This window comes from Halomonas sp. QHL1, from assembly GCF_001882345.1.
In the GTDB taxonomy this organism is placed as follows: domain Bacteria; phylum Pseudomonadota; class Gammaproteobacteria; order Pseudomonadales; family Halomonadaceae; genus Vreelandella.
The window spans coordinates 3,010,943-3,023,370 of sequence record NZ_MINL01000001.1 but is presented as its reverse complement, the minus strand read 5'-3'; the positions used below and the strand labels follow the sequence as shown (position 1 = coordinate 3,023,370).

Annotated in this window: 8 protein-coding genes; all 8 read right to left on the bottom strand. The window is 55.1% G+C overall.

Going from position 1 to position 12,428, the window contains the following annotated elements:
* Positions 1 to 65: 65 nt before the first annotated feature.
* The 8 genes from rpsG to rplK all read right to left on the bottom strand — a co-directional run bounded on the left by rpsG (position 66) and on the right by rplK (position 12,362).
* The gene (gene rpsG / locus QHL1GM_RS13835; protein WP_009288145.1) at positions 66 to 536 is read right to left on the bottom strand and encodes a 30S ribosomal protein S7; all 471 of its coding nucleotides are present in this window, start codon (positions 534 to 536) and stop codon (positions 66 to 68) included.
* 202 nt (positions 537 to 738) lie between these two features.
* On the bottom strand, positions 739 to 1,113 hold the full coding sequence (rpsL, locus tag QHL1GM_RS13830) for a 30S ribosomal protein S12 (RefSeq protein WP_008959173.1): 375 nt from the start codon (positions 1,111 to 1,113) through the stop codon (positions 739 to 741).
* Positions 1,114 to 1,326: 213 nt separating this feature from the next.
* Complete coding sequence (gene rpoC / locus QHL1GM_RS13825) at positions 1,327 to 5,541, bottom strand: DNA-directed RNA polymerase subunit beta' (protein ID WP_071694999.1); 4,215 nt, start codon at positions 5,539 to 5,541, stop codon at positions 1,327 to 1,329.
* 10 nt (positions 5,542 to 5,551) lie between these two features.
* Positions 5,552 to 9,628, bottom strand: coding sequence for a DNA-directed RNA polymerase subunit beta (gene rpoB, locus QHL1GM_RS13820; RefSeq protein ID WP_071694998.1), 4,077 nt, complete (start codon positions 9,626 to 9,628; stop codon positions 5,552 to 5,554).
* A gap of 300 nt (positions 9,629 to 9,928) precedes the next feature.
* The gene (gene rplL / locus QHL1GM_RS13815) at positions 9,929 to 10,297 is read right to left on the bottom strand and encodes a 50S ribosomal protein L7/L12 (RefSeq protein WP_022520870.1); all 369 of its coding nucleotides are present in this window, start codon (positions 10,295 to 10,297) and stop codon (positions 9,929 to 9,931) included.
* 112 nt (positions 10,298 to 10,409) lie between these two features.
* Positions 10,410 to 10,916, bottom strand: coding sequence for a 50S ribosomal protein L10 (gene rplJ / locus QHL1GM_RS13810; RefSeq protein ID WP_071694997.1), 507 nt, complete (start codon positions 10,914 to 10,916; stop codon positions 10,410 to 10,412).
* Positions 10,917 to 11,235: 319 nt separating this feature from the next.
* Positions 11,236 to 11,928: a 50S ribosomal protein L1 gene (rplA, locus tag QHL1GM_RS13805; RefSeq protein WP_071694996.1), complete on the bottom strand. Its 693-nt coding sequence runs from the start codon at positions 11,926 to 11,928 to the stop codon at positions 11,236 to 11,238.
* 2 nt (positions 11,929 to 11,930) lie between these two features.
* On the bottom strand, positions 11,931 to 12,362 hold the full coding sequence (gene rplK / locus QHL1GM_RS13800; protein ID WP_007112017.1) for a 50S ribosomal protein L11: 432 nt from the start codon (positions 12,360 to 12,362) through the stop codon (positions 11,931 to 11,933).
* Positions 12,363 to 12,428 lie beyond the last annotated feature (66 nt).

Genomic DNA, 12,428 nt, shown 5'->3' with positions numbered 1-12,428 from the left:
TGAACAACGTGCATATAAAAACCATAAAGCCGTACTTAAAAACGCCGTACTCAGAAACGCCGATCTTAGAAACGGTAGTGCGAGAAGGCCTTGTTGGCTTCTGCCATACGATGCACGTCTTCGCGCTTCTTAACGGCAGAACCTTTACCTTCAGCGGCATCCAGCATTTCACCCGCCAGACGCTGCACCATGGTTTTCTCACCGCGACGACGCGCCGCGTCTACCAGCCAGCGCATTGCCAGCGCTTGACGGCGAGACGGACGTACTTCAACCGGCACCTGATAGGTCGCACCACCAACGCGGCGCGACTTCACTTCGACCATTGGCTGGATGGCTTCCAGCGCTTTGTCGAAGATCTCCAGCGGATCTTCTTTACTACGCTCGGCAACCTTGTCCAACGCACCGTAGACGATACGCTCAGCTATGGACTTCTTGCCGCTGACCATCAGGTGGTTCATGAACTTCGCGAGACGCTCACTTCCGAACTTAGGATCCGGCAGAATCTCGCGTTTAGCTACTACTCTTCTTCTAGGCATGATAAGCCCTCAATTAAGGATCTTTCAGGTAAACCCGGAACTAATGCAGCCTGTGTACGAACTTCAAATACGACAAGCGCCGCCCGACCTTACTCTTATCAGACCGTCAAATTCGTGATAATCGCTACTCGGCACGCCCTGCTGCCAGGATCACGCCGTACAGCTGACCTATTCCAAAAACCTATCCCTTAGGATTTGTTTATTAGGACTTCGGACGCTTAGTACCGTATTTAGAACGACCCTGACGACGATTTTGAACGCCAGAGGTGTCAAGGGCGCCACGAACGGTGTGGTAACGCACACCTGGCAAATCCTTTACACGACCGCCGCGAATCAAAACGACAGAGTGTTCTTGAAGGTTGTGACCTTCACCACCAATGTAAGAAGACACTTCAAAGCCGTTGGTAAGGCGCACACGGCAAACCTTACGCAGAGCCGAGTTAGGCTTCTTCGGGGTGGTAGTGTAAACGCGCGTACAAACGCCACGTTTTTGCGGGCAGGCCTGCAGCGCTGGCACGTCACTCTTGGTGACGGGGCGCTTGCGCGGCTTGCGCACTAGCTGATTAATCGTTGCCATGGTGTTTAGCTGACTCCAATGGTTGCCTTGGCCTTTTAACAAATACATGCAGCGGATGCGGGCGCACCCACCCCACTGTTAAAGGCTGCGCATTCTAAAGGCTGACCCTAGGTCACGTCAAGTCTTGCCGGAGGTTTTACCGGCAAGGTGACGCTTTTCAGGTCAGCTACTCGTTTTACTTACTCATATTACCTACTGCTTTTGGTACCCGACCTACAGCTCGTCATCAGAATCGAGAGCGGTCAACTGAGCACCCAGCTCCTGTTCGACTTCGGTAGCCGAAGGATTGAACAGTTGCTCAACGTCTTCGCGCTTGCGACGACGCTCTGCGTGGTGAGTCAAGCCCGTACCTGCCGGTATCAGGCGACCAACCACCACGTTTTCTTTTAGGCCGCGCAGGTAATCGCGCTTGCCGGTCACCGCTGCTTCGGTCAGTACGCGGGTTGTCTCCTGGAAGGAGGCCGCGGAAATGAACGACTCGGTGGCCAAGCTGGCCTTGGTGATACCCAGCAGCATACGCTGATACTTGGCCGGGAATTTTTTCTCTTTTTCAAGGCGTTCGTTCTGTTCCAACACACGCACAAGCTCAGCCTGGTCGCCGGTGATGAAGTCAGAGTCGCCTGAATCAGTAAGCTCTACCTTGCGTAGCATCTGACGCACAATAACTTCGATGTGCTTGTCGTTGATGCCTACACCCTGCAGACGATAAACGTCTTGCACTTCGGCAGTGATGTACTTGGCGAGTTCCTCAACACCCAGCAAGCGCAGGATATCGTGAGGATTGCTCGGGCCATCTGAAATCACCTCGCCCTTCTCGACAGTTTCGCCTTCGAAGACGGCGATTTGACGCCATTTCGGAATCAGCGCCTCAAACGGATCGCCAGATTCCGGGGTAATGGTCAGACGACGCTTACCTTTGGTCTCTTTACCGAAGCTGATCACACCGCTGATCTCGGCCAGGATTGAGGACTCTTTCGGCTTACGCGCTTCGAACAAGTCAGCAACCCGTGGCAGACCACCGGTGATGTCTTTGTTTGCCGAGGCTTCAACCGGGATACGGGCAACCACTTCACCCACTCCGATAGTCACGCCATCGTCGACCGAAATAATCGAGTTGCCTGGCAGCAAGTACTGCACCGGGGTATTAGAGCCCGATACAGAGACATACTCGCCCGCGTTGTCTTGCAGCATAACCATTGGGCGCTTATCGCGACCTGCCATGGGACGTGCTGCGGACTCGATCACCTCAATAGAGGAGAGGCCGGTCATCTCATCGACGCTACGGTGCATGGTGACACCTTCGTCGAGATCGATGAACTGCGCCTTACCTTCTACTTCAGCAACGATCGGGTGAGTGTGCGGGTCCCATTTAGCGACCGTTGCACCGGCATCGACCACGTCGCCGTCACGTACAGAAAGTTCAGCACCGTAAGGCAGCTTGTAGTACTCACGCTCACGGCCATGGTCGTCAGCAACGGCCAGGGCGCTAGAACGGGATACCACGACCAACTTGCCGTCAGCACGCTCAACGTGCTTGATGTTGTGCAGACGAACCTTACCGCCGTGCTTCACTTGTACGCTATCCACAGCAGACGAACGCGATGCCGCACCACCAATGTGGAAGGTACGCATGGTCAGCTGGGTACCCGGCTCACCGATGGACTGTGCGGCGATAACGCCGACGGCTTCACCGATATTGACCTGATGGCCACGGGCCAAGTCACGGCCGTAACAGGAGGCACACACACCGTGTGCGGTCTCACAGGTAATCGTAGAGCGCACGATGATCTCGTCGACACCCATGGTATCGAGCTCGGCACACCACTTCTCGTCAAGCAGGGTACCTTTAGCGATCAATACGTCACCGCTGCCAGGATGAACCACATCCTGAGCGACCACACGACCCAGCACGCGCTGGGAAAGCGGTACGATAATGTCGCCGCCTTCGATGATCGGGTGCAGGGTCAGGCCATTTTCGGTGCCACAGTCGACTTCGGTGATGACCAAGTCTTGCGCTACGTCTACCAAGCGACGCGTAAGGTAACCGGAGTTGGCGGTTTTCAGGGCCGTATCCGCAAGACCTTTACGTGCACCGTGGGTCGATATGAAGTACTGAAGCACGTTCAGACCTTCACGGAAGTTGGCGACAATCGGCGTTTCGATGATCGAGCCGTCCGGCTTGGCCATCAGGCCACGCATACCCGCCAACTGGCGGATCTGGGCGGCACTACCACGGGCACCGGAGTCGGCCATGATGAAGACGCTGTTGAACGAATCCTGCTCAACTTCGTTACCATCACGATCGATGACGGTCTCTTTAGAGATACCCACCATCATCGCCTTGGCGACTTTATCGTTGGCCTTGGACCAGATATCGATAACCTTGTTGTACTTCTCACCCGCTGTTACCAGGCCAGAAGAGAACTGGTCTTCGATCTCTTTAACTTCGGCTTCCGCCGCGTCAACGATTTCAGTTTTTGCTTCGGGGATAACGAAGTCGTTAACACCGATAGAGGCACCCGACCAGGTCGCCAGACGGAAACCGGTATACATCAGCTGGTCAGCGAAGATGACGGTCGGCTTGAGGCCGGCACGACGATAGACTTCGTTGATCAGGCTGGAGATCGCCTTCTTCTTCATCGGCTGATCGATCAGCTCGAAGGGTACACCTTCGGGAAGAATGCGGAACAGCAGTGCGCGGCCTACCGTCGTATCGTAAATACGGCGGTGGAAGCTACGCGCGCCACTCTCTTCTTCGATATCAATTTCGTCCAGACGTACTTTAACCCGGGCGTGTAGCGATACTGCCTGGGTACCAAAAGCGCGCTCAACCTCGTTGAGGTCAGAGAACACCATGCCTTCGCCTTTGGCGTTGATCTTTTCGCGGGTCATATAATACAGACCCAGAACAACGTCTTGCGACGGTACGATGATCGGCTCGCCGTTAGCGGGCGACAGCACGTTGTTGGTCGCCATCATCAGCGCACGCGCTTCGAGCTGGGCTTCCAGCGTCAGCGGTACGTGTACCGCCATCTGGTCACCGTCAAAGTCGGCGTTGTAGGCAGCACATACCAGCGGGTGCAGCTGAATGGCCTTACCTTCGATCAGCAGCGGCTCAAACGCCTGGATACCCAGACGGTGAAGCGTGGGTGCACGGTTAAGCAGTACCGGGTGCTCGCGGATAACATCGGCAAGAATGTCCCACACTTCCGGCAGCTCGCGCTCGACCATCTTCTTGGCGGCTTTGATCGTAGAGGCGTAGCCCAGCGACTGCAGCTTGGAGTAGATAAACGGCTTGAACAGCTCAAGCGCCATCTTCTTCGGCAGACCACACTGGTGCAGACGCAGCGTCGGACCTACGGTAATTACCGAACGGCCCGAGTAGTCGACGCGCTTACCCAACAGGTTCTGACGGAAACGACCCTGCTTACCTTTGATCATGTCAGCTAGCGATTTCAGCGGGCGCTTGTTAGAGCCCGTGATCGCGCGGCCACGACGACCGTTATCCAGCAGTGCATCGACCGCTTCCTGCAGCATACGCTTCTCGTTGCGCACGATAATATCCGGCGCATTGAGGTCAAGCAGACGCTTCAGGCGGTTGTTACGGTTGATCACACGACGGTAAAGGTCGTTGAGATCGGAGGTCGCGAAGCGGCCACCGTCCAGCGGTACCAGCGGACGCAGATCCGGCGGCAACACGGGCAGCACTTCCATGACCATCCACGCCGGCGCATTGCCAGAGTGGTAGAACGCTTCAAGCAGCTTCAGGCGCTTGGAGAGCTTCTTGATCTTGGTTTCGGAGTTAGTCTGCGGAATTTCTTCACGCAGATGGTTAATCTCTTCTTCAAGATCGATATCTTTAAGCAGCTCTTGAACGGCTTCGGCACCCATGCGGGCATCGAAGTCGTCGCCGAACTCTTCCAACGCTTCAAAGTACTGCTCGTCGTTCATCAGCTGACCACGCTCAAGCGTGGTCATGCCTGGATCGATAACGACAAAGCTTTCGAAATACAGCACGCGCTCGATATCACGCAGGGTCATATCAAGGAACATGCCGATACGCGACGGCAGTGACTTCAGGAACCAAATGTGCGCTACCGGCGAGGCAAGCTCGATGTGCCCCATGCGCTCACGGCGCACGGCGGCTTTGGTCACTTCAACGCCACACTTTTCGCAAATAATGCCGCGGTGCTTCATGCGCTTATACTTGCCGCACAGGCACTCGTAGTCTTTTACCGGGCCAAAAATCTTGGCGCAGAACAGGCCGTCCCGCTCCGGTTTAAAGGTACGGTAGTTGATGGTCTCAGGCTTCTTCACCTCGCCAAACGACCAGGAGCGAATCATGTCCGGCGACGCCAGGGTAATCTTGATCGCGTCAAACTCTTCGGACTGAGACTGCGATTTGAGTACTTTCACCAAATCTTTCATGTGACGGCTCCTAGCTCTCTAACTCGATATCGATGCCCAGCGAGCGGATTTCCTTCACGAGTACGTTGAAGGATTCCGGCATGCCTGCCTGCATGGTGTGGTCGCCATCCACGATGTTTTTATACATCTTGGTGCGGCCTTCGACGTCGTCCGACTTGACGGTGAGCATCTCTTGAAGCGTATAAGCGGCGCCGTAAGCTTCCAACGCCCACACTTCCATCTCACCGAAGCGCTGACCACCGAATTGTGCCTTACCACCCAAGGGCTGCTGGGTAACCAGCGAGTAAGAACCGGTAGAACGTGCGTGCATCTTGTCGTCTACCAAGTGGTTAAGCTTCAACATGTACATGTAGCCGACGGTAACCGGACGATCAAAGGCGTCACCGGTACGGCCATCGAATAGGGCCATCTGACCCGACTCAGGAATGTCCGCAAGCTTCAGCAGGTGCTTGATTTCGTGCTCTTTGGCACCGTCAAACACCGGCGTGGCCATCGGCACACCCCCTTTGAGATTCTTCGCCAAGGCGATGATCTCATCGTCGGTCAGGGAATCGAGGTCTTCAACACGCGTACCTTGCGTATTGTAGATCTGCCCCAGGAAGTCACGAATCTCGGCCACTTGCTGTCCGCGTGCATCGCGCAACATGGCTTCGATCTTGACACCCAAGCCGCGCGCCGCCATACCCAAGTGGGTTTCAAGAATCTGACCGACGTTCATACGCGATGGTACGCCCAGCGGGTTAAGCACCACGTCAACTGGCTCGCCCTTCTCGTCAAACGGCATATCTTCAATTGGCATAATCGCCGAGATAACACCCTTGTTACCGTGACGACCGGCCATCTTGTCACCCGGCTGGATGCGACGCTTAACGGCCATGTAGACCTTGACGATTTTCAGCACGCCCGGTGCGAGATCATCGCCTTGGGTCAGCTTGCGCTTCTTATCTTCAAAACGTTCGTCCATCTCTTTACGACGGGTTTCCAGCTGCTCGTCGGCCTGGGCCAGCAGCTCGTTGTAGGACTCGTCCTGCATACGCAGCTTGAACCACTGCTGACGCGGCAATTCTTCCAGGTACGCCTCGTCGAGTACGTCGCCTTTCTTGAGGTTCGGGCCGCCGTTAACAGCTTGGCCGTCAAGGGTACGCTTTAGACGCTCAAAGGTAGCGTCTTCGGCGATACGGTAAGTCTCTTGGAGATCCTTACGAACTTCGTCAAGCTGAGTGCGCTCGATCGACAGGGCGCGGGAGTCTTTCTCAACGCCGTCGCGAGTAAACACCTGAACGTCGATGACCGTACCTATCATGCCGGTGGGGGCACGCAGCGAGGTATCTTTTACGTCAGACGCTTTCTCGCCAAAGATAGCACGTAGCAGCTTCTCTTCAGGCGTCAGCTGGGTTTCACCCTTCGGCGTCACCTTACCGACCAGAATATCGCCGGGGCCAACTTCGGCACCGATGTAGACAACGCCCGCTTCATCCAGCTTGGAGAGCGCAGACTCACCCACGTTCGGGATATCGGAGGTAATCTCTTCCGAGCCCAACTTGGTGTCGCGAGACACACAGGTTAGTTCCTGAATGTGGATCGTCGTGAAACGGTCTTCTTGAACGACCCGCTCGGAAAGCAGGATCGAGTCCTCGAAGTTGTAACCGTTCCAGGGCATAAAGGCGATGCGCATGTTCTGGCCAAGGGCCAGGTCACCCATGTCGACAGAAGGGCCGTCAGCGAGAATATCGCCACGCGCCACGTTGTCACCAGGCCGCACGATGGGGCGCTGGTTCATACAGGTGTTCTGGTTCGAGCGGGTGTACTTGGTCAGGTTGTAGATGTCAACACCGGCTTCACCGCCGATAATTTCATCTTCATTAACCCGTACCACGACACGACGCGCATCAACGGAATCAATAACGCCGCCGCGATTGGCCACCGCACAGACGCCGGAGTCACGGGCAACAAAACGCTCCATGCCCGTACCTACCAGCGGCTTATCAGCACGCAGGGTCGGTACCGCCTGACGCTGCATGTTAGAACCCATCAAGGCGCGGTTGGCGTCATCGTGCTCCAGGAACGGAATCAATGCCGCCGCGACGGAGACAACCTGACGTGGCGATACGTCCATTAGCGTCACTTGCTCAGGACGCATAAAGGTCGTTTCACCGCGGTGGCGAACCTGAACCAGGTCATCACTTAGCTTGTTGGACTCATCTACCGCTGCCGATGCCTGGGCGATAACGAAATCGCCCTCTTCGATCGCCGAGAGGTGAACGATGTCGTCGGTCAACTGACGATCAACCACTTTACGGTACGGCGTTTCAAGGAAACCGTAGCTGTTAGTGTGGCTGTAAGTTGCCAGCGAGTTAATCAGACCAATGTTCGGCCCTTCTGGCGTTTCGATCGGGCATAGACGCCCGTAGTGCGTGGCGTGAACGTCACGTACTTCGAAGCCAGCACGCTCACGGGTCAAACCACCGGGGCCGAGTGCAGACACACGACGCTTGTGGGTAACTTCTGAGAGCGGGTTATTCTGGTCCATAAACTGCGAAAGCTGGCTGGAACCGAAGAACTCTTTCACCGCTGCCGCAACGGGCTTGGCGTTGATCAAGTCTTGCGGCATCAGGCCTTCGCTTTCTGCCATGGAAAGACGCTCTTTGACGGCACGCTCTACACGCACCAGGCCAACGCGGAACTGGTTCTCGGCCATTTCGCCAACGCAGCGAATACGGCGGTTACCCAGGTGATCGATATCGTCGACGTCACCGAAGCCGTTACGGATACTGATCAGCTCGCGCAGCACATCGAGGATGTCTTTGCGATCCAGCACGCCGGAGCCGGTATCGGTATCACGGCGCAGGCGGCGGTTGAACTTCATGCGGCCAACGCCCGACAGGTCGTAGCGATCTTCGCTGAAGAACAGGTTGTTGAACAGCGTCTCGGCAGACTCTTTGGTCGGCGGCTCGCCTGGGCGCATCATGCGGTAAATTTCGACCAACGCTTCCAGAGCTGAATTAGTGGCATCCAGTTTCAGAGTGTCGGAGATGAAAGAACCGCAATCAAGGTCGTTGGTGTAAAGGGTTTCGATCAGCGCAATGCCACCCTGAGCCATACGCTCGAGCACTTCCGGCGTGATCTCGGTATTACACGGGCAGATCAGCTCGCCAGTCTTGGAGTCGATTTGATCTTTTGCCAGCGTTTTACCGAACAGGTACTCCATCGGCACGTCCAGACGCTCAAGGCCAGCTTTTTCAAGCTGACGAATGTGCTTCTGGGTAATCCGACGACCCTCTTCAACGATCACATTACCTTCGCCATCCTTGATGTCGAAAGTAGCTGTCTCGCCACGCAGCCGCGACGGAACCAGCTCCACAGAGAAACCGGATTTCTCAATGTGGAAGACGCTGGTTTCAAAGAACTCGGCGAGGATCTCTTCGGTGTTCATGCCCAACGCACGCATCAGTACCGAGGCCGGCAGTTTGCGGCGACGGTCAATACGTACAAAGACGTTGTCTTTGGGGTCAAACTCGAAGTCCAACCAGGAACCACGGTAAGGAATCACACGGGCTGAGTAGAGCAGCTTGCCGGAAGAGTGACTCTTACCTTTGTCGTGATCGAAGAACACACCGGGCGAGCGGTGGAGCTGGGAAACGATAACCCGCTCAGTACCGTTAATCACAAAGGTACCGTTCTCAGTCATCAGGGGGATTTCCCCCATGTAGACTTCTTGCTCTTTGATATCTTTAATTGCTTTGTTCGAAGAGTCGCGATCATAGATGATCAAGCGAACCTTGACGCGCAGCGGGGCGGAGTAAGTCACGCCGCGCAGCTGGCACTCCTTAACATCGAACGCCGGCGTACCGAAGCGGTAGCTGACATACTCAAGCGCTGCATTGCCGGAGAAGCTCTCAATCGGAAACACGGACTTGAATGCCGCGTGCAGACCGACCTCGTGACGCTCGTCGGGCGAACGATCTTGCTGGAGGAAGTCGTAATAGGAATCAAGCTGGATCGCCAGCAAGTAAGGCACATCCATCACTTGGGGCAGTTTGCCGAAATCCTTGCGGATGCGTTTTTTCTCAGTATATGAGTAAGCCATCTGTATTCCCCAGCTTGTTCACCATGGGTGACCGATGCGTGGTCATCGCTGCCCGGCGGGCTTCGTCAGACGCAGACAGCAAGCTCCTAAATCGGTAGCTCGCCGTCGAAAATCTAGTTCGATAACACTGTAGTCGATAACACTATATTCAATTACGCTTTTACTTTTCTGCCGCTTCTGTCATTTGCCAACAGCATTACTGTTTGCAAACATCAGTTACAACAGAAAAAGGCCGGCAGCGGGATATCCCGCCGCCAGCCGTGGAAGCTTACGCAGCGCGTAAAGCCGTCCGCACAAGAATTACTTGAGCTCGACGGTTGCGCCCGCTTCTTCCAGCTTAGCTTTAGCTGCTTCAGCGTCGTCTTTAGACAGACCTTCTTTGATGGTCGCCGGAGCGCCGTCAACAGCACCTTTAGCTTCTTTCAAGCCAAGGCCAGTGATCTCACGAACCGCTTTGATCACGTTAACTTTCTTGTCGCCAGCAGCGGTCAGAACGACGTCAAATTCAGTCTGTTCTTCAGCTACTTCGCCGCCAGCAGCCGGGCCAGCCATTACGGCAGCCGCTGCAGAAACGCCGAACTTCTCTTCCATTGCTTCGATCAGCTCGACAACTTCCATTACGGTCATGTCGGCTACAGCATTGATGATATCGTCTTTAGACAGTGCCATTGTTTCATTCCTAACTTTGCGGGAGTCTCGGTCAGCCGAGGACTCAGGATTCATTGCTCGGTTCAGGCAGCGTATCGATGAGATCGTTCACGCCGCCTGCAAGAAACGCTGCTTAAGCAGCTTCTGCTTCTTGCTTCTGGTCGCGCAGAGCGGCCAGAGTACGAACCAGCTTGCCAGCGGAGGCTTCTTTCATTACCGACATCAACTTGGCAATTGCTTCGTCGTGAGTCGGTAGGGTTGCCAGACGGTCGATGTCAGCAGCCGGAATCAGCTCACCTTCGTAGGCCAACGCTTTTACTTCGAAGTCCTTGTTCGTTTTAGCAAACTCTTTGAACAAACGAGCGGCAGCGCCCGGATGGTCAGTAGAGAAGGCCAACAACGTAGGACCAACAAAGCTATCGTTCAGGCACTCCCACTGAGTGCCCTCGAGAGCGCGGCGAGCCAGCGTATTACGTACAACACGCAGCTCTACACCATTCTCACGCGCCTGCTTGCGCAGATCGGTCATTTTACCAACCGTAACGCCGCGAGAATCAGCAACTACGACGGAGAGTGCGCCCTTGGCCGCTTCACTGACCTCGGCAACAATCGCTTTCTTGCCTTCAAGTGCTAGTGGCACAGTGATCACTCCTTCGTGCCGGAACCCAGAAAGGTTCCGGTGGTTACCATCTCTTCCCGCTTCGCCCTAAAAAAGCTGCAAAGCAGGAAGCCTTGGGGATGGTGCTCACCAGAAAGCCGTCTTAAGCTTAACCAACTGGCGGCCACACCATCTGCGCAGGCGCTTATGGGGCAATTAAGCCGCCCTCGTAAGCACATAAAGCGTACTTACTAAGCGCGGCACCTGCGGTCTTTGACGATGCCCCGGCCAGTGTTAATAACCAAACGGGGGACCGCAAAGTTCTTGCTCGGTTCCTACAAAAAAACCAACGATTACCTGCTTACGCAAAAGCAGAGTGATCAATTGTTAAACCCGGGCCCATGGTAGTGGACAGAGTCATTTTTTTGAAGTAAATGCCTTTAGACGCGCTCGGCTTGAGGCGCTTAAGGTCTGCAACCAGTGCTTCCAGGTTGCCGTTAATAGCTGCCACGTCAAAATCCACTTTACCCAGGGTAGTGTGGATGATGCCGTTTTTGTCGGTACGGAAACGCACCTGACCGGCTTTAGCATTTTTGACCGCTGTCGCCACATCAGGCGTTACGGTGCCAACTTTCGGGTTAGGCATCAGGCCACGCGGACCTAGGATCTGACCCAGTTGACCTACAACGCGCATGGCGTCTGGCGAAGCGATAACGACGTCAAAATCCATCACGCCTTTTTTCACTTGCTCAGCCAAATCGTCCATACCTACGATGTCGGCGCCAGCTTCTTTAGCGGCATCGGCATTGGCACCCTGGGTGAAGACCGCAACGCGCACGTCTTTACCGGTACCGTTAGGCATAACGGTAGCGCCACGCACAACCTGATCGGATTTACGCGGATCAACGCCCAGGTTGATGGCGACATCAACAGACTCTTTGAATTTAACCGTAGACAGCTCAGAGAGCAGCGCTACCGCTTCTTCAATAGAGTAGGCCTTGGTGGTGTCTACTTTTTCGCGAATGATTTTCGCACGCTTAGACAGTTTAGCCATGATCAAAGACCCTCCACGTTTAGGCCCATGCTGCGAGCGCTGCCAGCAATGGTGCGTACAGCGGCATCGAGATTCGCAGCCGTCAAATCAGGCTCTTTGGTTTTGGCGATCTCTTCAAGCTGTTCACGCGTCACGGTGCCGACCTTCTTCTTGTTCGGCTCACCAGAACCGGACTTGATGCCAGCCGCTTTTTTCAGCAGCACGGCAGCAGGCGGCGTCTTGGTGACGAACGTGAAGCTACGGTCAGAGTAGACAGTGATCACGACTGGCGTCGGCAGGCCCGGCTCAATTTCTTGAGTCGCTGCGTTGAACGCCTTACAGAATTCCATGATATTCACGCCGTGCTGACCCAGTGCTGGGCCTACCGGCGGACTTGGATTGGCTTTACCTGCAGCAACCTGCAGTTTGATATAAGCCTGTACTTTCTTGGCCATCGTTTATGCTCCAATTGGGTAATAGCGCCCGAAGGCTCCCCGGTACCAGCAAGACGACTATTGAGT